The sequence below is a fragment of the Nonomuraea helvata genome, from assembly GCF_039535785.1.
Lineage (GTDB): Bacteria > Actinomycetota > Actinomycetes > Streptosporangiales > Streptosporangiaceae > Nonomuraea > Nonomuraea helvata.
In genome coordinates this window covers 267,683-289,925 of sequence record NZ_BAAAXV010000011.1, presented here as the reverse complement: position 1 = coordinate 289,925, position 22,243 = coordinate 267,683, and the positions used below count along the sequence as shown (strand labels likewise).

The 22,243-nt window shown below is 70.7% G+C and carries 24 protein-coding genes; 13 read left to right on the top strand and 11 right to left on the bottom strand.

Annotated elements, in window-relative coordinates; genetic code table 11:
* The first annotated feature begins 64 nt into the window (after positions 1–64).
* The 4 genes from ABD830_RS49285 to ABD830_RS49270 are packed head-to-tail and all read left to right on the top strand — an operon-like array spanning position 65 to position 3,391.
* Positions 65–1,753 carry a nitrite/sulfite reductase gene (locus tag ABD830_RS49285; RefSeq protein WP_345002518.1) on the top strand — a complete coding sequence of 563 codons (1,689 nt, stop codon included), beginning with the start codon at positions 65–67 and terminating at the stop codon, positions 1,751–1,753.
* A complete protein-coding gene (locus ABD830_RS49280) occupies positions 1,750–1,893 on the top strand; it encodes a hypothetical protein (RefSeq protein WP_020540751.1) in 144 nt (47 codons plus the stop codon). Before ABD830_RS49285 ends, ABD830_RS49280 begins: the two co-directional genes overlap by 4 nt.
* Entirely contained in the window at positions 1,890–2,618 is a 729-nt protein-coding gene (locus ABD830_RS49275) for a phosphoadenylyl-sulfate reductase (protein WP_345002517.1), read from the top strand. Before ABD830_RS49280 ends, ABD830_RS49275 begins: the two co-directional genes overlap by 4 nt.
* Before the next feature lie 59 nt (positions 2,619–2,677).
* Positions 2,678–3,391: a sirohydrochlorin chelatase gene (locus ABD830_RS49270; RefSeq protein ID WP_345002670.1), complete on the top strand. Its 714-nt coding sequence runs from the start codon at positions 2,678–2,680 to the stop codon at positions 3,389–3,391.
* Between the two features lie 6 nt (positions 3,392–3,397).
* Here the strand turns inward: ABD830_RS49270 and ABD830_RS49265 are convergent, their stop codons facing one another.
* The gene (locus tag ABD830_RS49265) at positions 3,398–4,117 is read right to left on the bottom strand and encodes a DUF1707 SHOCT-like domain-containing protein (RefSeq protein ID WP_345002516.1); all 720 of its coding nucleotides are present in this window, start codon (positions 4,115–4,117) and stop codon (positions 3,398–3,400) included.
* Between the two features lie 168 nt (positions 4,118–4,285).
* On the opposite strand from ABD830_RS49265, the gene ABD830_RS49260 reads away from it, so the two are divergent.
* A complete protein-coding gene (locus ABD830_RS49260) occupies positions 4,286–5,623 on the top strand; it encodes an ankyrin repeat domain-containing protein (protein WP_345002515.1) in 1,338 nt (445 codons plus the stop codon).
* A gap of 60 nt (positions 5,624–5,683) precedes the next feature.
* Here ABD830_RS49260 and ABD830_RS49255 read toward each other — a convergent pair whose 3' ends face one another.
* From ABD830_RS49255 to ABD830_RS49240, 4 genes are all read right to left on the bottom strand, one after another.
* On the bottom strand, positions 5,684–6,259 hold the full coding sequence (locus tag ABD830_RS49255) for an HD domain-containing protein (RefSeq protein ID WP_345002514.1): 576 nt from the start codon (positions 6,257–6,259) through the stop codon (positions 5,684–5,686).
* Positions 6,260–6,405: 146 nt separating this feature from the next.
* The gene (locus ABD830_RS49250) at positions 6,406–7,608 is read right to left on the bottom strand and encodes a serine hydrolase domain-containing protein (protein WP_345002513.1); all 1,203 of its coding nucleotides are present in this window, start codon (positions 7,606–7,608) and stop codon (positions 6,406–6,408) included.
* Positions 7,609–7,681: 73 nt separating this feature from the next.
* Positions 7,682–8,572 carry a maleylpyruvate isomerase family mycothiol-dependent enzyme gene (locus ABD830_RS49245; protein ID WP_345002512.1) on the bottom strand — a complete coding sequence of 297 codons (891 nt, stop codon included), beginning with the start codon at positions 8,570–8,572 and terminating at the stop codon, positions 7,682–7,684.
* Entirely contained in the window at positions 8,572–9,129 is a 558-nt protein-coding gene (locus tag ABD830_RS49240; RefSeq protein WP_345002511.1) for a sigma-70 family RNA polymerase sigma factor, read from the bottom strand. The genes ABD830_RS49245 and ABD830_RS49240 overlap by 1 nt, the downstream gene beginning before the upstream one ends.
* Positions 9,130–9,279: 150 nt before the next feature.
* Here ABD830_RS49240 and ABD830_RS49235 point away from each other — a divergent pair, with 150 nt between their 5' ends.
* Complete coding sequence (locus tag ABD830_RS49235; protein WP_345002510.1) at positions 9,280–9,705, top strand: OsmC family protein; 426 nt, start codon at positions 9,280–9,282, stop codon at positions 9,703–9,705.
* Between the two features lie 124 nt (positions 9,706–9,829).
* On the top strand, positions 9,830–11,965 hold the full coding sequence (glgX, locus tag ABD830_RS49230) for a glycogen debranching protein GlgX (protein ID WP_345002509.1): 2,136 nt from the start codon (positions 9,830–9,832) through the stop codon (positions 11,963–11,965).
* A 27-nt stretch (positions 11,966–11,992) separates the two neighbouring features.
* On the opposite strand, the gene ABD830_RS49225 is transcribed toward glgX, so the two are convergent.
* The 3 genes from ABD830_RS49225 to ABD830_RS49215 all read right to left on the bottom strand — a co-directional run bounded on the left by ABD830_RS49225 (position 11,993) and on the right by ABD830_RS49215 (position 13,985).
* Positions 11,993–12,388 carry a hypothetical protein gene (locus ABD830_RS49225; protein WP_345002508.1) on the bottom strand — a complete coding sequence of 132 codons (396 nt, stop codon included), beginning with the start codon at positions 12,386–12,388 and terminating at the stop codon, positions 11,993–11,995.
* 144 nt (positions 12,389–12,532) lie between these two features.
* Complete coding sequence (locus ABD830_RS49220) at positions 12,533–13,060, bottom strand: P-loop NTPase family protein (protein WP_345002507.1); 528 nt, start codon at positions 13,058–13,060, stop codon at positions 12,533–12,535.
* Between the two features lie 532 nt (positions 13,061–13,592).
* The gene (locus tag ABD830_RS49215; RefSeq protein WP_345002506.1) at positions 13,593–13,985 is read right to left on the bottom strand and encodes a winged helix-turn-helix transcriptional regulator; all 393 of its coding nucleotides are present in this window, start codon (positions 13,983–13,985) and stop codon (positions 13,593–13,595) included.
* A gap of 64 nt (positions 13,986–14,049) precedes the next feature.
* On the opposite strand from ABD830_RS49215, the gene ABD830_RS49210 reads away from it, so the two are divergent.
* From ABD830_RS49210 to ABD830_RS49200, 3 genes are all read left to right on the top strand, one after another.
* Positions 14,050–14,433, top strand: a complete 384-nt coding sequence (locus ABD830_RS49210) for a YybH family protein (protein ID WP_345002505.1) — start codon at positions 14,050–14,052, stop codon at positions 14,431–14,433.
* Positions 14,434–14,511: 78 nt separating this feature from the next.
* A complete protein-coding gene (locus tag ABD830_RS49205; protein WP_345002504.1) occupies positions 14,512–15,240 on the top strand; it encodes a pyrimidine reductase family protein in 729 nt (242 codons plus the stop codon).
* Positions 15,224–16,396, top strand: coding sequence for an ATP-dependent DNA ligase (locus tag ABD830_RS49200; protein ID WP_345002503.1), 1,173 nt, complete (start codon positions 15,224–15,226; stop codon positions 16,394–16,396). The genes ABD830_RS49205 and ABD830_RS49200 overlap by 17 nt, the downstream gene beginning before the upstream one ends.
* 22 nt (positions 16,397–16,418) lie before the next feature.
* Here the strand turns inward: ABD830_RS49200 and pgeF are convergent, their stop codons facing one another.
* Both pgeF and ABD830_RS49190 read right to left on the bottom strand, forming a co-directional pair.
* On the bottom strand, positions 16,419–17,129 hold the full coding sequence (gene pgeF, locus ABD830_RS49195; RefSeq protein WP_345002502.1) for a peptidoglycan editing factor PgeF: 711 nt from the start codon (positions 17,127–17,129) through the stop codon (positions 16,419–16,421).
* A 9-nt stretch (positions 17,130–17,138) separates the two neighbouring features.
* Positions 17,139–17,657, bottom strand: coding sequence for a MerR family transcriptional regulator (locus tag ABD830_RS49190; protein ID WP_345002501.1), 519 nt, complete (start codon positions 17,655–17,657; stop codon positions 17,139–17,141).
* Between the two features lie 90 nt (positions 17,658–17,747).
* On the opposite strand from ABD830_RS49190, the gene ABD830_RS49185 reads away from it, so the two are divergent.
* Together ABD830_RS49185 and ABD830_RS49180 are read left to right on the top strand one after the other, a co-directional pair.
* A complete protein-coding gene (locus ABD830_RS49185; protein WP_345002500.1) occupies positions 17,748–18,575 on the top strand; it encodes an oxidoreductase in 828 nt (275 codons plus the stop codon).
* A gap of 95 nt (positions 18,576–18,670) precedes the next feature.
* Positions 18,671–19,603: a hypothetical protein gene (locus ABD830_RS49180; RefSeq protein ID WP_345002499.1), complete on the top strand. Its 933-nt coding sequence runs from the start codon at positions 18,671–18,673 to the stop codon at positions 19,601–19,603.
* A 16-nt stretch (positions 19,604–19,619) separates the two neighbouring features.
* Here the strand turns inward: ABD830_RS49180 and ABD830_RS49175 are convergent, their stop codons facing one another.
* The gene (locus ABD830_RS49175; RefSeq protein ID WP_345002498.1) at positions 19,620–20,690 is read right to left on the bottom strand and encodes a class I SAM-dependent methyltransferase; all 1,071 of its coding nucleotides are present in this window, start codon (positions 20,688–20,690) and stop codon (positions 19,620–19,622) included.
* A gap of 104 nt (positions 20,691–20,794) precedes the next feature.
* On the opposite strand from ABD830_RS49175, the gene ABD830_RS49170 reads away from it, so the two are divergent.
* Complete coding sequence (locus tag ABD830_RS49170) at positions 20,795–22,234, top strand: aldehyde dehydrogenase family protein (protein WP_345002497.1); 1,440 nt, start codon at positions 20,795–20,797, stop codon at positions 22,232–22,234.
* The last annotated feature ends 9 nt before the right edge of the window (positions 22,235–22,243 follow it).

Below are 22,243 nucleotides of genomic sequence, written 5' to 3'. Positions count from 1 at the left end.
ACCCCTGCCCTCGATGACGAGGCAGGAGGAAACCTGCGCGCGCCCAAGATCCGAAGGACGCGCAATGAGCACCCCTGCCAGCCGCACTCCTGCCAGCCGGCACCACAAACGCCCGCGCGGCGAAGGTCAGTGGGCTCTCGGTTACCGTGAGCCGCTCAACAAGAACGAAGAGAACAAGAAGAACGACGACGGCCTCAACGTCCGCCAGCGCATCATCGACATCTACTCCAAGCGGGGCTTCGACTCGATCGACCCGGCCGACCTGCGCGGCCGCATGCGCTGGTACGGCCTCTACACCCAGCGCAAGCCCGGCATCGACGGCGGCAAGACCGCCATCCTGGAGCCGGAGGAGCTCGACGACCGCTACTTCATGCTCCGCGTGCGGATCGACGGCGGCCAGCTCGACCTCGCCCAGCTGCGCACGATCGCGAACATCTCCAACGAGTACGGCCGCGGCACCGCCGACCTGACCGACCGCCAGAACATCCAGCTGCACTGGATCGAGATCGAGTCGGTGCCGGACATCTGGGAGCGCCTGGAGGCCGTGGGCCTGTCCACCACCGAGGCCTGCGGCGACACCCCGCGCGTCATCCTTGGCTGCCCGCTGGCCGGGATCGACGCCGACGAGGTGCTCGACGCGACCCCGGCGATCCGCGAGCTGCAGGACCGGATCGTGGGCAACCCGGCGTACTCCAACCTGCCGAGGAAGTTCAAGTCGGCGCTGAGCGGCTGCCCGGCGCACTGCACGGTGCACGAGATCAACGACGTGGCGTTCGTCGGCGTGGTGAACGAGCAGGGCGAGACCGGCTACGACCTGTGGGTCGGCGGCGGCCTGTCGACCAACCCGATGCTGGGCAAGCGGCTCGGCGTGTTCGTCCGGCCGGAGCAGGTGGGCGACGTCTACGAGGGCGTCGTCGGCATCTTCCGCGACTACGGCTACCGGCGGCTGCGGCACCGCGCCCGCATCAAGTTCCTGGTCAATGACTGGGGAGTCGAGAAGTTCCGCGAGGTTCTCGAGCAGGAGTACCTCAAGGCGGCGCTGCCCGACGGGCCCGCCCCCGAGCAGCCGCGTGGCAGCCGCCGCGACCACGTCGGCGTCTTCCCGCAGAAGGACGGCAACTTCTACGTCGGCTTCGCCCCCAAGGTGGGCCGGCTCGACGGCGACAAGCTGCACGTGATCGCCGACATCGCCGAGCGGCACGGCTCCGGCCGGGTCCGCACGACGGTCGAGCAGAAGATGGTCGTCCTCGACGTCGCGCCCGAGCAGGTCGACTCGATCGTGGCCGAGCTGGAGGCCAACGACCTGCAGGTCAAGCCGTCCACGTTCCGCCGCCAGACGATGGCCTGCACCGGCATCGAGTACTGCAAGCTGGCCATCGTCGAGACCAAGGCCGCGGCCGCCGACCTGATCGACGAGCTCGAGCGCCGGCTGCCCACGTTCGACGAGCCGCTGACCATCAACGTCAACGGCTGCCCCAACTCCTGCGCCCGCATCCAGGTCGCCGACATCGGCCTGAAGGGCCAGCTCGTGGTGGACGAGAACGGCGACCAGGTCGAGGGCTTCCAGATCCACCTGGGCGGCTCCCTCGGCGTCAACGCCGGCTTCGGGCGCAAGGTCCGCGGCCTCAAGACCACCGCCAAGGCGCTGCCCGACTACGTGGAGCGCGTCGTACGCAACTACGACACCCAGAAGAAGGAAGGCGAGTCGTTCGCCGACTGGGTGCAGCGGGCCGACGAGGCGGACCTCAAATGAGCGAGCGAGCGGTCCCCTTCCACTGCCCCTACTGCGGCGACGAGGACCTCGAACCTTATGAAGGGGACGGCGGCTGGTACTGCCGCTCCTGCGCCCGCGCCTTCAAGCTCAAGTTTCTTGGGATCGGAGTGAAGATATGACGCTGGTGGACATCGAGGTCGGCCTGAAACAGCAGCGGGGCGCCCTCGACCTGCAGGACATCGTCGAGTCCGCCGCGACCTTCCTGGAGGGCGCGCCCGCCCGCGAGATCATCCGCTGGGCGGCGGCGACGTTCGGCGACCGGCTGTGCCTGACCTCCTCGATGAGCGACGCCCTGCTGATCGACCTGGTGAGCCGGGTCAAGCCCGGCGTGGACGTGCTGTTCATCGACACCGGTTACCACTTCGCCGAGACGATCGGCACGCGTGACGCGGTGCGCCAGGTCTATGACGTCAACGTGATCGACATCAAGCCGTCGCGGACGGTCGAGGAGCAGGAACGCGACCTCGGCCCGCGCCTGTTCGGCCGCAACCCCGACCTGTGCTGCTACCTGCGCAAGGTGGAGCCGCTCAACCGGGCGCTGGAGCCGTACCTGGCGTGGATCTCCGGCATCCGCCGCGACGAGTCGCCCAGCCGCGCCGGCTCCAAGGTCGTCGAGTGGGACGCCAAGCGGCAGATGGTCAAGGTCAACCCGATCGCGGCCTGGACCCAGGAGGACGTCGACAACTACATCGCCGACAACGGGGTGCTGATCAACCCGTTGCACTACGACAACTACCCCTCGATCGGCTGCGCGCCGTGCACGCGGCAGGTCGCGGAGGGCGAGGATCCGCGCAGCGGACGCTGGGCGGGCCTGGGGAAGGTCGAATGCGGCATTCACCTGTGATCCCCAGCAGGGGACCTGTCCCGTTGGCAGGCGGGAGGGCCCCCGGCCGCGTGCCACTGGTGGCGGTGGCGCACGGGTCGCGAGATCCGCGTGCCGCCGCCACCGTGGCCGCGCTGCTCGACCAGGTGCCGCTGGACGTGCGCGTGGCGTACCTCGATCACTGCGCTCCCACGCTCGCGCAGGCCCTGAGCGGCCTGCAGGAGGCGGTCGTGCTGCCGCTGCTGCTCACGGAGGCCTACCACAGCCGGGTGGACCTGCCGGCGGCGCTGAACGACGTCCGGGCGCGCGAGCCACGGCTGCGGGTGCACTACGGCGCCACGCTGGGGCCCCACCCGCTGCTGCTGACGGCGCTGGAGCGGCGCCTGGCCGAGGCCGGCGTGCCGCCCGGCGATCCGGACACCGCGGTGGTGCTGGTGTCGGCGGGTTCGAGCGACGCCCGGGCCAACGCGGTGATCACGGACCTGGCGCGCGCGTGGCGGCGTTCCGGCTGGTGGACCGTGTCGGCCGCCTACGCCTCGGCCGCCGGTCCCTCCCCCGCCGAGGCGGTCGCCGCGCTCAGGCGGGCGGGCGCCCCGAGGGTGGCTGTCGCGCCGTACCTGCTGGCGCCCGGCTACTTCGCGGACAAGGTACGGCGGAGCACCCTGGAAGCGGGCGCCGCGGTGGTGTCCGACGTGCTCGGCCCGGCGCCTGAACTGGTGGACGTGCTCCTGGAACGTTACGAGCAGGCCCAGGAGCGGACGCAGCTGCGGCAGCCGGTGTCGCTGGTCGGCTGAGCCCGCTCAGTAACCCCTTCTGAGGTTGCGACGCTCCTCGCGGAGCTGCCGTCCGAGCTCGCGGCCGTCCTGGCGCATCTGCCTGCCGAGGGCGCGCCAGTCCTCGCCGTGCAGGCGCCGCCAGTGCTCGCGCCAGGCCGCGAACCCGCGCTGCAGCGGCTGCGCCCGCGAGTCGCCGATCACCTTGACGTCGCCCATCACCGCGTACGCGTGCACGCGCACCACGGGGACGTTCATGCCGGGGGCCGCCTCCAGGACGTCCACCTTCTTGTCGCCCATGATGGCCACGCCGTCGAGGTCCACGTTGACGCCGTCGGGCACGATGATCTTCACGTCCCCCATGACGGAGACGGCGGTGATGTCCACCATGTCGGTGCGCACCTCCGCCTCGCGCAGGTCGAGCACCACGTCGCCCATCACGGCCACCGCGCCGAGCTCCTGGTCGATCCGCCAGGTGCCGCGGCGCTTGGCGTCGCCCATGACACCCACGAACCACCGGCGCTTCCTGCCCTCGTGGTGCACGGGGGCGGGCGCCGGCATGGCTCCTGACGGCAGGTCCTGGGTGAGAAGGGCCAGCTCCGCGTGCGTGGTCGCGGAGTAGGCGGCCTCCGTGCGGTCGGTCAGCTCGGCGAGCGTGAGCCTGCCCTCGACCGAGGCGACACGGAGCTGCTCGACGACGGCCTCGCGCTCGGCGTCCGACGCGCGGAGCTCCCCGGGATCAGTCATAATCGCAACATATCGCGTTTGCTAGATATTGACGCTCCTCCCAGGGGAGGAAAACACGTCATCCCTTGTAGGTGTTTGAACCCAGACGGGGCTTTGGCGCGTACCAACCGATGACACGGGGCCCTGGCTTGGTCCGGGGCGCGGCCGGACCAAGCTAGGGTCCCTGTCATGCATGAGGAACAGCTCTACCGCGCGGCGTTGAACGGCGACTCGGAGACCGTGGGCAAGCTGCTGGCCGGCGGCGCCGATCCCAACAGTGCGAGCGACGAGGGACTGCCGCTCTGCGCGGCCGCCGCGTGGGACCGCGTCGAGGTGGCCGACGTGCTGCTGACGGCCGGCGCCGACGTGAACGGCCGGGAGTCCGGCGGCTGGACGGCGCTGCTCTGGGCCGCCGCCAACGGCCACGCGGCCACCGCCAAGGCGCTGATCGAGGCGGGGGCCGAGGTCGACGGGGCCAACGACGACGGTGACACCCCGCTCTCGCTGGCCGCCAGGCGCGGCGCGCTGGGTGTGGTCCAGGTGCTGCTGGAGGCCGGTGCCGACGCCGGCAAGTACGACGGCGACGGCGACACGCCGCTCGACATCGCCACTTCCTGGGTGGGCGTGCACCTGGAGAGCGCGCTGCTCGACCAGATCCAGCAGGAGGGCTGGGAGTACGTCGTGGGCCGCCAGTACGCCAAGGACGGCACCGAGCTGGTCACGGTGGCCGGGCACTCGGCCGACGGCTCCGAGACCGAGCAGGTGCAGGCCCAGCGCGGCCACGCCGCCATCGCGACCCTGCTGGAGGAGGCGGAGGGCACGTACACGCCGGTGGACCAGCTCGTGGCACGGGCCGTGGCGCACCGCGACGTCGACGAGGACGCCGAGACCTGGTGGGTCGTGGCCGACACGCTGGGCAAGCGCGCCGACGAGGAGACGTACGAGGCGCTGACCCGGCTGTGCGCGAGCGAGGACGCCAGGGAGCGGGAGTTCGGGGTGGACGCGATCGCCCAGTTCGGGTTCGCGGAGGGGGACAAGCCGTACCTCGAGACGACTCTGCCGCTGCTGCAGAAGATGGTCACCACGGAGGGCAACCCGCAGGTGCTCCGGTCGGTGCTGGCGGCGCTCGGCCACCAGGGCGACCCGAGGGCGCTGCCGTACGTGCTGGACGTCATCGGGCGTCCCGGGCACAAGCGCACGATGACGGACGCGATCGCGCTGGCCGACGTGCTGCCGCCGGACCACGAGGAGGGGCTGGCGCTGCTGATCGAGATGACGGAGGACGAGGACGCCGAGGTCCGTGACTGGGCCACCGCCGGTCTCGCCGGGCTCTCGGCCGACACGCCGCAGATCCGGGATGCGCTGGCCGCCCGGCTCGCCGACCCGGACCTCCGCACCGTGGCCGAGGCCACGCGCGGGCTCCTGACCCGAGGCGACGACCGGGCCTCGCGGGGGGTCGAGCGGGTGCTGGCGGAGAGCGACGACGAGTACGCCAGGGACCTCGTCACCCAACCGGCCACCGACTGACCGCATCACCTGCCGCCGCCCTGCCCCGCGATCGAGGGGCCAGGGCGGCCGGGCGGAGGCTCAGTCGCCGTTGAGCACGCGGGTCACCCATTCCAGGGTGCCCGTGCGCAGGGCCTCCTCGGCGAGGCGCTTGCCGGTCGGGGTCGTGATCGCGGCCAGCGAGCTGTCGATCCAGCCCTGGACGTTCTGGTGCCCCTGCTCCCGGTATTCGACCGCCTGGAGCAGGCAGTCCAGTTTGTCGGCGTCCCGGGCGCAGACGGCTTCGAGGCTGGCCTTCTCCTCGTACTCCCCCACCGCGTCGGCCACCATGTCCGCCACTTCTTCGGACACACCCCGCACCTGGTCGGCGGTGACGTCCTCGTTGCGGGCCGCCTTGAGGTAACGCTTGCCGATGTAGGGGATGTCGGTGATGCGGGTCTCCTGCGTGTCGTGGAAGAGGCTCATGAACGCGGCCCGCTCCGGGTTGCCGCCCTCGAGCTTGGCGATCATGCCGGCGATGACGGCCGCGCGGAAGGAGTGATCGGCGATGCTCTCCGGATCGCGTACGCCCGCGACCAGCCACCCGGTCCTCTTGTAGCGCTTGAGCAGCCCGAACTCGTACAGCAACCCCGCCAGCCCCGTCGCCTCGTCATCCACGGGGACCCCCTTTCCTCTGTGCGAAACGCGTGGTGCCGGGTCACGGCGTCAAAGGCGTACCCACGCGCCTATTCTCGGCTACCTCCTCGAAGCCAAACAACGCGTCAAGTCCTGCCGGGCTCCCCCGGCCGGATCGCGCGTGGCCCTCAGTCGTCGAGCGCCGCGTACGCCGTCGTCCAGAAGTCCACGAACGCGCGCGGCAGCCGCGACCCGCCCAGGGCCCGCTGGGTGAGCAGGATGCCCACCACGCCCTCGGTGGGATCGACGGCCATCGAGGTGCCCAGGCCGCCGTCCCAGCCGTACCGTCCCGGCCGGATGGCGAGGTCCTCCCGGTGGCCGTTGGTCCCGATCCCGAACCCCCAGCCGGCGCCCCTGCCGAAGAAGATCTCGCTGCCCGCCTTGTTCTCCGGCGTGAGGTGGTCGGTGGTCATGAGCTCGACCGACGCCCGCGACAGGAGCCGGCCGCCGTCGTACCGGCCCTTGTCGAGCAGCATGCGGCAGAAGGCCAGGTAGTCGTCGGCGGTCGAGAGCAGGCCCGGGGCGCCGCCGCCGGACGGGAAGGCCGGTGGGCGGTCCCAGGCCCCCTCTCGGGGGCCGTTCCTGCGCACCAGCTTGCCCGTGGCGGGGTCGAGGGCGTAGGACCCCGCCAGCCGGCCGAGCTTGGCGGCCGGCAGGTGGAAGCCGGTGTCCCGCATGCCGAGCGGCTCGAAGACCCGCTCACGCAGGAACCCGTCGAACGGCTGCCCCGCGGCACGCGCGATCAGCACGCCGAGCACGTCCATCGAGGTGTGGTACATCCACACGGCTCCCGGCTGGTGGACCAGCGGCAGCGTGGCGAGCCGCTTGATCCACTCGTCGGGCTCGACCGCCGGCCCGTCCACCCCGACCCCGAGCCCCGCCTCGTCGATCGCCCGCTGGATGGGGTAGCTGCCGGGAGGCGCGATGATCGCTCCCAGGCCGAGGCGGGAGGTCAGCAGGTCGCGCAGGGTGATCGGGCGCTCGGCCGGCACGGTGTCGTCGACCGGCCCGTCGATCCGCCGCAGCACGCGCCGCCCGGCCAGCTCGGGGATCAGGTCGTCCACCGGGTCGTCCAGCCGCAGCCGGCACTCCTCGACGAGGATCATCGCGGCCACGGCCGTGATCGGCTTGCCCATCGACGCGAGGCGGAACAGGGTGTCCCGCCGCATGGGCGCGCTGCCGCCGACCTCCGTCGTGCCGTGCTCGGTCACGTACGTCTCCCCGTGCCGATGCACGAGCGCCACCAGCCCCGGCGCCTCACCGCGCGTGACAGTGCCGTCGAGCGCCTTGCGCATGCGCCTGAGTCCGGCCTGGGACAGCCCACCGCTCATCGTGACTCCCTGTGTCGGTCCGACTCCCATTCTCACAAGGACAGACCGGCGGACGCCCGGGAAATCATCGGAATCAGGGGCCGGAAAGCGCGGGCGCCGTGGTGAGGACGTCCCTGGCCAGCGAGAGGTCGCCGGCCAGCTCGGCGGGGAACTCGGCCGGGTCTCCCCTGCCGCCCAGCAGGAAGCAGAACGCGACCACGTCCGCCGTGATGTGCGCGTCCGGCGTCCCGGGCCCGGCGTCCTCGACCCCCAGCGGCACCTGCCACTCGCCCCCGCCGTCGCCGGTCAGGGTGAGGCGGAGGGTACGGCCGGAGCCGTCCAGGCCCGACAGGAGCATCGTCCAGGGCAGCAGGCGGGCGCACAGGTCGGCGGTCGGGCGGATGTGGTCCGCGACGGGGTCGGGCAGGCGGATCCGGGCGGTCTGTGCGGCGTCGGCGGTGTGGATCCAGGTCTCCAGGCATCTCGCCAGGATCTGGTCACGTACCGGCACCTCCATGCCGTCCAGCGTCGCGGGGGTCGTGGGCGGCAGGTCCGCCAGGTGGCGGCAGAGGGCGTCGGCCTGGGCCCGCCAGTCCCTTCTCGTCTGCTCGGGGCTGCGGGCGCGCTCGTACGCCTGCACGTCGCCCGTACGTCCCAGCGAGTCCGTCGCCCCCATGGGCGGGCCCAGCACGGGAGCCCCCACGGAGGCGGCCAGCAGGCCGTCCTTGGCGGCCAGGTGGGCGACCAGTTCCTGGAGGGTCCAGCCCTCGACGATCACGCGCGACCAGTCGTCGTCCTCGGCCGAGGCGAGCAGCGCGTCCATCGCGGCCACCCGGCCCGCGTACGGCTCCGCCCAGGGCGCGGTGGGAGCCGCGGGCCTGCGCCGGGCCCTGGCCCCGGCCAGGAGCTGGGGTCGCAGCGAGCGGGCCGGCACCCCCGGGTCCTCCATCATCGCGTCCAGGTAGAGGCGCTCGACGGGGTCCATTACACCTCTTCCTCCGCAAGCGCGTCCGCCAGGCGTCTCAGCGCCAGCCGGATGCGCGATTTGGCCGTGCCCTCGGGCACGCCCAGTTCCTCTCCTACCTGCCGGTAGGTCCTGCCGCCGAAATAGGCGAGCTCCACCGCCTCCCGGAGGCCGTCGGGCAGTGACGTCACCGCCTGCCGCACCCGCTCGGCCTCGTCGGCGGCGAGCACGGTGTCCTCCAGTCTCGCGGGTTCGCGCTCGAACAGCCTCGGCCCCAGCGCGGACACCCGCCGGCGTTCCTCGGCGCGTACATGGTCGACCGCCCGGCGGTGGGCGATCGTCGCCAGCCACGCGCGTAAGGTGCCACGCTCGGGGTCGTAGGCGAGCGGCCGCTCCCAGAAGACCAGAAAGACCTCCTGAGTGATGTCCTCGGCGATCACCCGGTCCCTGGTGACCCGCAGGGCGAGACCGAAGATCAGCGGGGAGAGCCGATCGTAGACCTCGCCCAGCGCGGACTCGTCGCCGCCGACCACCCGCCGGTGCAACAGGCGGTCGTCGTACGGTGCCTCCACTGGCACCACACTCCCGTGTAATCCGGACCAAGGCGGCGGGTGCGCCGCGACCCGAGCATGTCATTATTCGCCGGAAAAGTAGAGGCGGATGACCGGCGGACCGCACTTTGACCGCTCGCGATAAGGTCGGAGGACCACCACGGAGGGAGCAAACGCATGGCCACCACCCGCACCGCCACCACCGAGTGGAAGGGCGCCCTGATCAACGGCTCGGGCACGGTCTCGCTGAACACGTCCGGCGTGGGCACGTTCGAGGTCACCTGGGCGTCCAGGTCCCAGGAGGCCAATGGCAAGACCTCCCCCGAGGAGCTCATCGCCGCCGCCCACTCGTCCTGCTTCTCGATGGCGCTCTCGCACGGGCTGGCCGGCGCCGGCACCCCGCCGGAGTCGCTGGAGACGAGCGCCGACGTGACGTTCCAGCCGGGCGAGGGCATCACGGGCATCGTGCTCACGGTGAAGGGGCACGTGCCGGGCATCTCGGCCGAGCAGTTCCAGGAGGCCGCCGAGACGGCCAAGGCCAACTGTCCGGTCAGCAAGGCCCTGGCGGGCACCACGATCACGCTTGAGGCTGAGCTGCTCTGATTGTCCGACGCTTGCCGACACGCCGGGGGGCGCCCTCTGCAGCACGCTGGGGTACCCCCCTGTACGAAGGGCGATCGGGTTATTGAGAGACCAAGAGCACGTTCGCATGCGACAATACGGTCACATGCGTGAGGTCTGGCCGGGCGAGCCCTATCCCCTCGGCGCTACCTGGGATGGCGTGGGCACCAGCTTTTCGGTGTTCTCGGAGGTCGCCGAGCGGGTCGAGCTGTGCCTTTTTCACGATGACGGCACCGAGGAGCGGGTCGATCTGCCCGAGGTCGACGGGTTCGTCTGGCATGGTTATCTGCCGGGCATCCAGCCGGGGCAGCGGTACGGCTTCCGCGTCCACGGGCCGTACGAGCCGTCCCAAGGTCACCGGAGCAACCCCGCCAAGCTGCTCCTCGACCCCTACGCCAAGGCCATCGACGGCGAGCTGACCTGGAACCAGGCGCTGTTCCCCTATTACTTCACCGACCCCACCAGGCGGAACACCGAGGACAGCGCTCCCTACATGCCGAAGAACGTGGTCATCAACCCGTTCTTCGAGTGGGGCAACGACCGGCCGCCGCGCATCCCGTACCACCAGACCGTGATCTACGAGGCCCACGTGCGCGGGCTCACCATGCGCCACCCCGACGTGCCGTCCGACCAGCGCGGCACGTACGCGGGCATGGGGCACCCCGCGGTCATCGAGCATCTGCTGTCGCTCGGGGTGACGGCGGTCGAGCTGATGCCGGTGCACCACTACATCCCCGAGCACTTCCTGGTGGCCCGCGGGCTGACCAACTACTGGGGCTACAACACCATGGCCTACCTGGCGCCCCACGGGAGCTACTCCAGCGCGGGGACGCGGGGGCAGCAGGTGCTGGAGTTCAAGGCGATGGTGCGGGCGCTGCACGAGGCGGGCATCGAGGTCATCCTCGACGTGGTCTACAACCACACGGCCGAGGGCGACCACATGGGGCCCACGCTGGGGTTCAGGGGGATCGACAACGCCGCCTACTACCGGCTGCACGACGGTGACCGGCGCTACTACCTCGACTACACCGGCTGCGGCAACTCCCTCAACGTGCGCTCGCCGCACGCGCTGCAGCTGATCATGGACTCGCTGCGTTACTGGGTGCTCGACATGCACGTCGACGGGTTCCGGTTCGACCTGGCGTCGGCGCTGGCCAGAGAGCTGCACGATGTCGACCGGCTGAGCGCGTTCTTCGACCTGATCCAGCAGGACCCGGTGATCTCGCAGGTCAAGCTGATCGCCGAGCCGTGGGACGTGGGTCCCGGCGGCTACCAGGTCGGAAATTTCCCGCCCTTGTGGACGGAGTGGAACGGGAAATACCGCGACATCGTGCGAGATTTCTGGAGAGGCACGCATTCCGCCCTCCCCGAGTTCGCCTCCCGGCTGACCGGCTCCGCCGACCTCTACGAGTCCTCCGGCCGCCGCCCGGTCGCCTCGATCAACTTCGTGACCTGCCACGACGGGTTCACCCTCGCCGACCTGGTCTCGTACGACCACAAGCACAACGAGGCCAACGGCGAGGACAACCGCGACGGCACCAACGACAACCGCTCCTGGAATTGCGGCGCGGAGGGCCCCGTCGAGGACCCCGAGATCGTCCAGCTCCGCCGCCGCCAGCGGCGCAACTTCCTGGCCACCCTGTTCCTGTCGCAGGGCGTGCCCATGCTCTCCCACGGCGACGAGCTCGGGCGCACCCAGCGCGGCAACAACAACGCCTACTGCCAGGACAACGAACTGGCCTGGGTCGACTGGTCGATGGTGCGCACCGAGCAGGAGCTGCTCGAGTTCGTCAGGGCGCTGTCGAAGCTGCGCCGCGAGCACCCGGTCTTCCAGCGCCGCCGCTTCTTCCACGGCCGCCATCCCGAGGACGGCAAGCGCGACCTGGTCTGGCTCACCCCGGGCGGCAAGGAGATGACGGCGGGCGACTGGCACATCGGGTACGCCAAGTCGCTCATGGTCTACCTGAACGGCGAGGCCATCACCGAGCCGGGGCCGAGGGGCGAGCGGATCGTGGACGACTCGTTCCTGCTGCTCATCAACGCGCACCACGAGAACATGCCGTTCACGCTGCCGGGCGAGGAGTGCGGCACGGGCTGGGTGCCCGTGCTCGACACCAGCCACGACACGATGGAGGAGGCGTTCGCGGACGAGGGCTGGCAGGCGGGCGACGTGGTGGCCGTCACGTCCCGGTCCCTCCAGGTCCTCCGCCAGCCCCGCCGCACGCCGGGCAACGCCCGATAGGCGGCGGCGTCCCACAACGGGTCCAGCTCAGAAGAGGCGGGGCGCGCTGGCGGTGAGGAGCACCAGCGCGAACGTCGCCACTCCCGCCAGCCCGTGCAACGCCACCGCCAGCACCGGGAACCCCCGGCCGCTCACCTTGTGCCGCCCGGCCCCGAGCCACCGCGTGAACATCGCGAACCCCAGCAGCGCCGCCGCCGCCAATCCCCCGAACGCCACCCACGCGAGCACCCGGCTCCCCGTGACCAGCCCGGCGATCCAGCACACCAGCGCCGACACGGCCAGCGCCGGGTGGGCGAACACGAGGGCGGCCGGGAACCGGGTCACCTTGGCCCGGCGCAGGCCGCCTCCGGCCAGCCAGAAGTAGAGCAGGTACACCCCGGCGAGCGCGGCGACGGTCCATGCGGCAGCGGTGACCAGACCCACTGGGCCTCCCTCCCCATCCCTGCCGTCACGGTAAGCACATGAACGCCCGTACGTCCTCGTAATACACAAAAGCGCTATATGTCCTGAAACCACCCTTCCCGAGACCGACCGCCCCGCCCGAGGCCGGCACCCGTAGCTTGATCGTCACCGATGCCCGACGGAACCAAGCCACGACGCCGACGATCGCACAGCGGTGAGGCGGATCACGTTCAAAGGGGCGAAGCGCGGATCATGGACGCGCCGCTGTATGTCCGCTCGCCGCGCCGCGTGCTGGGACCACGCCCACCATGCGGGATGATCCCGCCGGAACCATTCCGCCACTGACTCGCGGTTCCCGTTGAAGATCGACTCGCGGAGAAGTGTCCTGCGCAGTGACCGCCGCAGGATCCGAGGCATGATGACCCGCCGTGGGTAGTCCAGCCATACGACGGTGTCAGCACGCTCCCACAGCAAATCACGGACCGCCGGATAGCCGAACGAGTCGAAGACCCAGGCCGGCGAACCGGCGATCTCTGCGACCTGAGCGGGAAACCGCTCGTTCACGGCCCAGCCAGGACCGGCGAAGTACAGGGCGTCCATCTCGTGATAGGGCACCGCGAGCCGGCTGCTCAAGGCCCGCGCCATGGTCGACTTACCCGCCCCGCTGATACCCACTACGAGGATGCGCTGCACCCATGCAGGTTATGACCTGCTGCTGGCGCTCGCTTTGCGGGCCCGTGGTTGCCAGTGGAACTGTTGTTCGTTTTTCTCTCAGTCGATCCATTGCGACCGAGGGTAAGCGGACGGTAATATTCAGTCACAGCCGGGTGCCTGACTGGTGCCCGGTCCCCGCCCCCATTGGTGTCCGCACCAACGGGACAGTGTCCGGCGGGGCGGTGGCCCAAGAGCCGCACTCCATCCAGGAATGCGAAGTCAGGCCCCGACAACGCGGCTCTCAACCACGGTCCGCCCGGCTCGCCGGACGGACGCGACATCGGCTTCCACCGGATCGCTGCCCGGCCTCGGCCGGCAAGCGACGAGGCCACGCTGATGTCCGTTTTACTCAATAAACACAGAGAGTCGAAGACGCTAAGCCCGATGCGCGGCGGCGGAAACGCGAGGCCAGTGACCTCGGCGTGGAATCCCTCACCGGCGACCTCCAAAGATCACAGGACCCAGCAGGAGTGTCGCCGGAGCTTCGGGAGTCCCGGGCCGGGAAGTGCTTTCAGGGTCGCTCCGGCGAGGGTGGGTGGTGTTCCGCCCCCCAGTCCCACAGGGCCTGCAGCACGGGCCCGAGGCCGCGCCCCTTCGGGGTCAGCTGGTAGCGGGTGCGCGGCGGCCAGCCGGGCCGGCGGTGCCGGATGAGGACACCGGCCTGCGTCAGCTGCGCCAGCCGGTCCGACAGGACCTTGTCCGACAGCGCGGGCAGCGCCTCCCGGAGCTCGGTGAACGTACATTCGCCCCGCAGGAGCTCGCGTACCACCAAGGTCGTCCAGCGGCCGCGCAGCACGGCAAGGGTGATCTCCACCGGGCATGCCGGGTCGGGTTCGGTGACGGCGGCCGACGGGTCGTCGGGCAGGCCGGGCCGGACCGCATGACCAACCGTTTGGTGAGCCACGATGGCGCCTCCTAGCGTTCCTCGTCTCAGGTGTTTCTACCTTGCGGAAGGACGTGGACGGACAATGCGGGAGCTTGCGGAGCGGCCGGAGGACGTGCCGGCGGTGTTCGCCGAGCGGTTCAACAGCGGCGACCTGGCAGCACTGGCCGAGGTGTACGAGAGCGGGGCGGTGTTCGTGCCCGAGCCGGGCATGCCGCTGACCGGCGCGGAGGCCCAGGCCGCCAACGCCGCGTTCGCCGGCCTCGGGGTGCCGGTCAGCGTCCGCCCGCGGCACGTCTACACGACCGGGGACCTCGCGCTGCTGGTCGTGGACTGGACGATCGACGGGACGGACGCCGACGGCCAGCACGTCCACATCGAGGGCACCGCCACCGACGTCGCCCGGCGCGGCGAGGACGGGCGCTGGCGGTACGCGATCGACAACCCGTTCGGCGTCTCGGGTGCATGATGATGCCCACCGTCGGGGCCGACCGGCCGGGAAGGGTCGTGGGCGTGGGTTGTCGGTGGGGTGTGCCAAGGTAGAGGAGTGCGGCGCATCTATCCCGACATAAAGGACAACCCGGACATCGTTCAGGCGTACGCCTACCCCGAGGGCCGGCCGTGGCTGCGGCTCAACATGGTGGCCAGCGCCGACGGCGCGGCGTGGTTGAAGGGCCGATCGGGCGGTCTGTCCAGCAGCGGCGACAAGCAGATCTTCCAGATCCTGCGCGGCCTGGCCGACGTCGTCGTCGCGGGGGCCGCCACCGTGCGCAAGGAGGGCTACGGCCCGATCAAGCCGCGCGACACGTGGGCCGCGATCCGCGCGGGCCGAGCCGACGTGCCGCCCATCGCGGTCATCAGCCGCAGCCTCGACTTCGACCTCGAGCGGTTCGCCGACGCCCCCAGCAGGACGATCGTGATCACCTGCGAGGCCGCCCCGGGCGAGCGGCGCAAGGCGGCGGCCAGGGGCTCCGACGTCGTCGTCGCCGGAGAGGAGGGCGTCGACATGCGGCGGGCCGTGGCCGCGCTGCACGAGCGCGGCCTGACCAGGATCCTGTGCGAGGGCGGCCCCAGGGTCAACGCCCAGCTCTCGGCGGACGACCTGGTCGACGAGCTCTGCCTGTCGATCAGTCCGCTGCTGGTCGGCGGCGGCGCGGCGCGCATCGTCAACGGTGAGCCCGCGCAGGTCACACTGGGCCTCAGCCAGGTCCTGGAAGAGGAGGGGGTCCTCTTCTGCAAATACACGAGGGAGCAGAGCGATGAGCGAGCCGACTGACCAGACCGAGCCTGTCGAAGAGCCGGCGCCCGTTGAACCAGAGCCGGAGCCGGTGCCCAACCTGCCGGTGCGCCCTCCCGTGCCGCCCATGCTGGCCAAGCCGGTCAAGGCCATGCCCAAGCAGAACGGCACGCTGTTCTACGAGCCGAAGTGGGACGGCTTCCGCTGCATCGTGTTCCGCGACGGCGACGAGGTCTACCTGGGCAGCCGTAACGAGCGGCCGTTCACACGCTACTTCCCCGAGCTGGTCGAGGCGGTCAGGGCCGAGCTGCCGGACAGGTGCGTGGTGGACGGCGAGATCGTGCTGCCCAGGGGGTCGCAGCTCGACTTCGACGCGCTGCAGCAGCGCATCCATCCGGCCGCCTCGCGGGTGACGTTGCTGTCGGAGCAGACTCCGGCCCAGTTCATCGCGTTCGACCTGCTCGCGTTGGGCGACGAGTCGCTGATGGAGGAGCCGTTCTCGGAGCGGCGGGCGCGCCTTGAGCGGATATTTCCGGAAAAGGGGGAGTCCATCCGGCTGACCCCGGTCACGACCAGCGACGAGCAGGCCGCCGAGTGGTTCGAGACGTTCGAGGGCGCGGGGCTCGACGGCATCATCGTCAAGCCGGGCGACCAGCCGTACGTCCCCGACAAGCGCACCATGTTCAAGGTCAAGCACGAGCGCACGGCCGACGTGGTGATCTGCGGCTACCGCGAGCACAAGTCGGGCCCGATCGTGGGGTCGCTGCTGCTCGGCCTCTACGGCGACGACGGCCGGCTGCACCATGTGGGGGTGGCGGCCTCGTTCCCCATGGCGCGCAGGGCCGAGCTGGTGGAGGAGATCAGGCCGTACATCGCGGAGCTGAGCGAGCACCCCTGGGGCCACTGGGCCGAGCAGGCGGCGGCCAACATCGGCCAGCCCGCCACCGGCCCCTCGCGCGGCGGGCAGCGGGTGCCGGGCGCGGTGTCGCGATGGAACGCCAAGAAGGACCTGTCGTTCATCCCTCTCAGGCCGGAGCTGGTGATCGAGGTGGCCTACGACCAGATGGAAGGCGACCGCTTCCGGCACACCGCCCAGTGGCGGCGGTGGCGGCCCGACCGCACCCCTGAGTCATGCACGTACGAGCAGCTCGAACGGCCCGTCAGCTACGACCTCGACGACATCCTGGCCCGATAGACCGCGCACGTAGGTCCCGACGTCAGCGGGCGAGCCAGATGATCCCGGCGAAGCGGCCGCCCGGCTGCTCTCGGCGGTGCGAGTACAGCTCCTCCGACTCGATCGTGCAGCGGGCGTCATGGCGTACGTCCGGCAACCCGGCCGCGCGGAGCTGGGCCTCGATCCCGGCCCGCAGGTCGAGCGCGGGCGTGTCCCACGACGTCGTGGACCACGTCTCGGGGACACGGGCGGCCACCCGTTCGCGCAGCTCGGCGGGCACCTCGTAGCAGCGGCCGCACGCGCCCGGCCCGATCAGCGCGACCATCCGCCCCGGCTCGGCGCCCTTGGCCGCCATGGCCGCCACCAGGGCGCTCGCGATGCCCGCCTCGGTGCCCGGGCGGCCGGAGTGCGCCGCGCCGACCATGCGCGCCACCGGATCGGCCACCAGCACCGCCGGGCAGTCGGCGCCGAGCGAGGCCAGCGCCAGGCCCGGCTCGGTGGTGAACACCCCGTCGAGCGCCGGCGGATCGTCCCCGAACGGCTCGCTCACGTAGGCGACGTCGGCGCCGTGGACCTGGCGCATGAACACGATGCCCCGCACGCCCAGCTCGGCCGCCACGCCCGCCCGGTTGGCCCGCACGGCCTCCGGGTCGTCCCCGACCAGGCCGCCGAGATTGCGCGACCCGTACGGCGGGACGCTGACGCCTCCGTGGCGGTCGGTGATGGCGACATGGACTCCAGGGGCCAGCTGCATGGCTCGATCCTAGACCTGCCGATCTGCCTGTCCGTGCTCCCGCAGGGGCGGCAGGAAGCCGGTGGCCGGGAGCTCAGCCGGCGCGCGAGGCGCATCACGGCATGGCTCGGGAACAGTCCGTTCGGCGTCCGGATGGGAGGGATTCCAGAGCTCGTCGGCCTGGCCGCGGGCGACATACTCCGCGTAGACCTCGACCTTGTATCTGATCAGGTCCAAGCATTCCTGCAGCTCACGAATCTGCGCCTCGACCTGCTGCTCATGATCGCGCAGCAACGCCAGGCGGTCGTGCTCGTTGCCGGCCCCCTGCCGGGTCAGCTCGACGTACTGCCGGATCGCCGCCAGCGACATCCCCGATGAGCGCAGCCTGGCACAGCTCGCCAGCCACTCGAGGTCTTCCTCGTGGTAGATCCGCCGCCCGTTCGGCGTGCGGCGTATGGAGTTGGCGAACAACCCCTCCTTCTCGTAGAAGCGCAGCGCGTGGACACTCAGCCCGCTCCGCTTGGACACCTCGCCGATGCTCAGATCCACGAGCGACTCCCCTCACACCCTGCTTGATCTAGAGCCGACTCTAGCTTGTAGCGTCCAGACGTAGCCGATCGAACGGACTGGGGAAAGATCATGAGTGTCTGGTTCGTCACCGGAGCGTCGCGGGGTCTCGGAGCGGAGATCGTGCGCGAAGCGCTGTCACGGGGGCACAGTGTCATTGCCACGGCTCGGAACGCGGAGGCGGTGCTCACGACATATCCGGACAAGCCTGCCGGGCTGCTGGCCGTGACCACGGATGTCACTTCTCAGGAGCAGCTCCAGGCCGCCGTCGATGCTGGACTGGCCGAGTTCGGCCGGATCGACGTCGTGGTGAACAATGCCGGATACGGGCTGGTGGGTGCGGTCGAGGAGGTGTCCGACAAGGCGGTACGCGACCTGTTCGAGGTCAACGTCTTCGGCGTGCTGAACACGTTGCGCGCGACGCTGCCCACGCTGCGCGCCCAACGGTCCGGGTGCGTGCTGAACATCGGTTCGGTGGCCGGGTTCGCGACGGCCCCGGGCACGGGCCTGTACGGCGCGACGAAGTTCGCCCTCGAGGGCATTTCCGAAGCGCTGCACGGCGAACTGGCACCACTCGGTGTGCGGGTCGTCATCGTCGAGCCGGGCGGCTTCCGCACGGACTTCCTCAATAGCGCAAGCCTGGAAGTCCAGCCCGCCTCCATCTCGGATTATGACGCCGGCGCGGGCCCGACCCGCGCGGCGCTGGCCGCCAACGACGGCCGTCAGCCGGGCGATCCGGCGAAGGCCGCCGCCGCCATCGTGGACGTCGCGGAGGCAGCCGAGCCTCCGCTGCGCCTGCAACTCGGCGCGGACGCGGTCGAACGTGTGGAGGGCAAGCTTGATCTCGTCCGGCGCGAGCTGGACCAGTGGCGGCACATCGCTCTCTCGACCGGCTTCTGAGCGCCCTTTCACCTTGGTGGGCGGTTCCCTGCCGCGAAGTTCCGGCGCACTACGCTCGGGCGCGCAGAAGTGGTCTATGATGAGGAGCCTTCCCGATGACGAACCTTGCCGACCTGCACGCCCTGATGGCCCGGCTCGGGCATCCGGTGGCCGGGACCGCCTCCGCCGTGGAGTCGCGGTTCGCGGACGGGGCACCGTACCGGTTCGAGATCCCCAGCGTCGAAGGGCCGGCCGTGCTCGAGTCGGTGGTCGCCGAGGCCGATCGGCTGGGCGTGCCGATCGCCAGGACGTCGCAGGGCAGCGGCGTGATGATGCTGACGGACGCCGAGATCTCCGACATGGCGCGGATCGGGGCCGAGCGGGGCATCGAGATCAACCTGTTCCTCGGGCCGCGGGCCGCCTGGGACACCGGCGGCCAGGCCAAGCTGACCCAGGCCGTCGGCGCGGCCGCGCGGGGCAACGCGATGGTGGCGGCGTGCGTGGCGGACGCGCTGCGGGCCTGCTCGCTGGGCATCCGCAGCCTCCTCGTCGGCGACGTCGGCACGCTCGAGGTGCTGCGCGCGCTGAAGGAGGACGGCACGCTCCCCGCCAACCTGGTGCTGAAGACGTCCGTGCTGATACCGCTCACCAACGGCCCGACCGCGGCGGTCTTCGAGCGGCTCGGCGCGACCACCGTGAACGTGGGCACCGATCTGACCGTGCCGCACCTGGCCGAGATCCGGGCCGCTACCAGGCTGCCGATCGACCTCTACCTGGAGGTGCCGGACGACCAGGGCGGGTTCGTACGGTTCTACGAGGCAGTGGAGATCGTCCGGGCCGCCGCGCCGGTCTACCTGAAGATGGGGCTGCGCAACGCGCCCAACATCTACCCCTCCGGCTCGCACCTCGGGGCGGTGCCGCGGGAGCTGGGGCGTGAGCGGGTGCGGCGGGCGGCGCTGGTGCAGCGGCTGATCGAGCAGCTCGACCCCGCGCTCGGCAAGCAGGTCGGCGCCGGCCCCGCCCCGGACCTGGGCGTTCCCGAGCTCTAGGTGTACTCGGCCGGGTCTAGGCGCTCAGGCGGTGGACCGTCAGCGGGCCGCCGCCCCAGCGGCCGATGGCCTCCTCGTCGGCGAAGGCGAGGACCCGCATCATGTTCCCGCCGTCGCTCAGCTCCACGTTGCGGCGCAGCCTGCGCACCAGGTCGCCGGGCAGGCGGCTCGTGCCCGCCTCGACCGTGTCGCCGTAATGGGGGGCGAAGGCGACGCCCGCGAAGCCGGTACGGCCCAGCAGCGTGCGAACGGTCTGCGACGAGTAGAACATCAGATGGTTCTTGGTGAATCCGTTCCACGCCGGCCCGTACGCCTTGAGCTGCGTCGATCGCGCGTTCACGGTCAGGATGAGCAGCACCCCGCCGGGCGCCAGCAGCCGCCTGAACGCCGCGAAGTCGTCCAGCGGCCTGGGCAGGTGCGCCAGCACCGACCAGAGCGTGATCACGTCGAACCCGCCCGCGGCGATCTCCGGCACGTCCTCGGGCGCGCCGAGGTATGTAGGCACGCTGCTCAGCCGGTCGTTGGCCTGGGCGACGGACTCGGGCGACAGGTCCACCCCGCAGGCGTCGAACCCACGCTGCTCGGCCAGTTCGAGGAAGAGCCCGATCCCGGAGCCGAAGTCGAGCAGCCGCCGCTCCTTGCCCTCGTCGAACACCGGCGAGAACGCCTGCATGGTCAGCTCGTAGCGGCGCTGCCGGTTGGCGGCGTACTTGCCGGTCAGGAAGGTGTTGTAGCCGATGGCGTACAGGTCGCCGAGGCGCTCGGGACGGATGCCCGGGTTGCGGTAGAGAAAGCCGCAGGCTGGGCAGCGGACGACGTGGTAGCGCCATCCGTTGCCGCCGGGCGAGAAGAGCAGCTGCTGGCGGGAGTCCCCGCACATCATGCAGCTCAGGAACTCCTCGATCGCCTTCAGCGGCCTGAGCTGCTGGTAGTCGGCCAGGCGCATGACCGGAGCGCGCCTGGTCAGCCAGCGCCACTGGGCCTCGCGTACCAGCAGCTCCCCCGGGCGGACGTAGACGCGCTGGTTCCACGGAACGCGGTCATAGCGGGAGCCATAGGCCAGCCGGCCCAACAGTCGAGGTGCCATGCGAAGCGTCTTCCCCGGCCGCCTTGGTAGCCATGCGTACCTGTTCGCGTACTTTACGTGACCTTAGGTGTTCGGGAGGCGCAAGCAAGCGTATGCTTGGGAACGTGCCTGACTATCGCAATCTCATCGGCGGCGAGCTGGTCCCCGCAAGCGACGGCAGAACCCTCGACTCGATCAATCCGGCCACCGGGGAGGCGTGGGCGCGGATCCCGGCCTGCGGACCGCGCGACGCCGAGGCGGCCGTGGCGGCGGCCCGCCGCGCCTTCCCCGCCTGGTCGGCGCTGCCCGCCCTGGCCAGAGCGGGCTACCTGCGCAAGGTGTCGGAAGTGTTCGCCAGGAACGCCGAGGAGCTGGCGAGGCTGGAGACGCGCGACAACGGCCGGATCCTGCGCGACACGCTGAAGAGGGACCTGCCGGGGATGGCGTACCTGTGGCAGCTGGCCGCCGGGCAGTGCCTGGACGCGGCCAAGGGCGACACGGTCGTCCTGGGTCCCGACACGCTCGGGCTGACGCGGCGGGAGCCGTACGGGGTGGCGGTCTGCATCATCCCGTGGAACTCCCCCATCTCGACGTTCTCCGCCAAGGCGGCGTACGCGCTGGCGGCCGGGAACACGGTGATCGTCAAACCGGCCGAGCAGGCGAGCGCGTCGGTGCTGCGGCTGGGCGAGCTGCTGGCGGAGGTGTTCCCGCCCGGCGTGCTCAACATCGTCAGCGGCCTCGGCGAGGAGGTCGGGGACGCGCTCGTACGGCACCGCGACGTGGCCAGGATCAGCCTCACCGGCTCGACGGCCACCGGCCAGACGATCACCCGGGCGTCGGCGGACGCGCTCAAGCCGCTGACGTTCGAGCTCGGGGGCAAGTCCCCCAACATCGTCTTTCCCGACGCCGACCTGGACGCGGCCACCCAGGGCGTTACCGTGAACTCGATCTACACCGGCAACGCCGGACAGGTGTGCGTGGCGGGCTCCCGCATCCTCATTCACCGGTCGATCTGGGACGAGATGCTGGGCCGCATCGAGCGCGTCTGCGCGGGCCTGATCCTGAACGACCCCCTGGACCTGCGGACGACCATGGGCCCGATCGTGTCGTCGGCGCAGTACGAGCAGGTGCGGTCGTACCTCGAGCTGGCGGAGAAGGAGGGGGCGAGCCTGGTCTTCGGCGGCCGGACGGGCGCCGACGTGGTGCCCGGCCTCCCGGACGGCTACTGGGTCGCCCCCACCCTGTACACGACCATGGACAACTCGCTCCGGATCTGCCAGGAGGAGATCTTCGGCCCGGTGGCCGTGGCCATGCCGTTCTCCTCCGACGAGGAGGCGCTGGAGATCGCGAACGACTCCCGCTACGGCCTGGCGGCGGGCGTCTGGACGCGCGACCTGGGCCGGGCGCACCGGTTCGTGCGCGATCTCCAGAGCGGCACGGTGTGGGTGAACACGTTCCGCCAGATGCCGCCCGGGCTGCCGTTCGGCGGCGTCAAGGACAGCGGGTACGGGCACGATTCGGTCCTCGAGTACACCCGCGAAAAGGCAGCCATAATCCAGATTTAGTCAGATAGA

Bases quoted from the DNA above. Each gene is read 5' to 3' on its own strand.
- ABD830_RS49260 (WP_345002515.1), top strand. From the start codon at position 4,286: ATGCATGAGGAACAGCTCTACCGCGCGGCGTTGAACGGCGACTCGGAG.
- ABD830_RS49245 (WP_345002512.1), bottom strand. From the start codon at position 8,572: ATGGACCCCGTCGAGCGCCTCTACCTGGACGCGATGATGGAGGACCCG.
- ABD830_RS49200 (WP_345002503.1), top strand. From the start codon at position 15,224: ATGAGCGAGCCGACTGACCAGACCGAGCCTGTCGAAGAGCCGGCGCCC.
- ABD830_RS49185 (WP_345002500.1), top strand. From the start codon at position 17,748: ATGAGTGTCTGGTTCGTCACCGGAGCGTCGCGGGGTCTCGGAGCGGAG.
- glgX (WP_345002509.1), top strand. From the start codon at position 9,830: ATGCGTGAGGTCTGGCCGGGCGAGCCCTATCCCCTCGGCGCTACCTGG.
- ABD830_RS49265 (WP_345002516.1), bottom strand. From the start codon at position 4,117: ATGACTGATCCCGGGGAGCTCCGCGCGTCGGACGCCGAGCGCGAGGCC.
- ABD830_RS49210 (WP_345002505.1), top strand. From the start codon at position 14,050: ATGCGGGAGCTTGCGGAGCGGCCGGAGGACGTGCCGGCGGTGTTCGCC.
- ABD830_RS49175 (WP_345002498.1), bottom strand. From the start codon at position 20,690: ATGGCACCTCGACTGTTGGGCCGGCTGGCCTATGGCTCCCGCTATGAC.
- ABD830_RS49250 (WP_345002513.1), bottom strand. From the start codon at position 7,608: ATGAGCGGTGGGCTGTCCCAGGCCGGACTCAGGCGCATGCGCAAGGCG.
- pgeF (WP_345002502.1), bottom strand. From the start codon at position 17,129: ATGCAGCTGGCCCCTGGAGTCCATGTCGCCATCACCGACCGCCACGGA.
- ABD830_RS49180 (WP_345002499.1), top strand. From the start codon at position 18,671: ATGACGAACCTTGCCGACCTGCACGCCCTGATGGCCCGGCTCGGGCAT.
- ABD830_RS49280 (WP_020540751.1), top strand. From the start codon at position 1,750: ATGAGCGAGCGAGCGGTCCCCTTCCACTGCCCCTACTGCGGCGACGAG.
- ABD830_RS49275 (WP_345002517.1), top strand. From the start codon at position 1,890: ATGACGCTGGTGGACATCGAGGTCGGCCTGAAACAGCAGCGGGGCGCC.
- ABD830_RS49235 (WP_345002510.1), top strand. From the start codon at position 9,280: ATGGCCACCACCCGCACCGCCACCACCGAGTGGAAGGGCGCCCTGATC.
- ABD830_RS49285 (WP_345002518.1), top strand. From the start codon at position 65: ATGAGCACCCCTGCCAGCCGCACTCCTGCCAGCCGGCACCACAAACGC.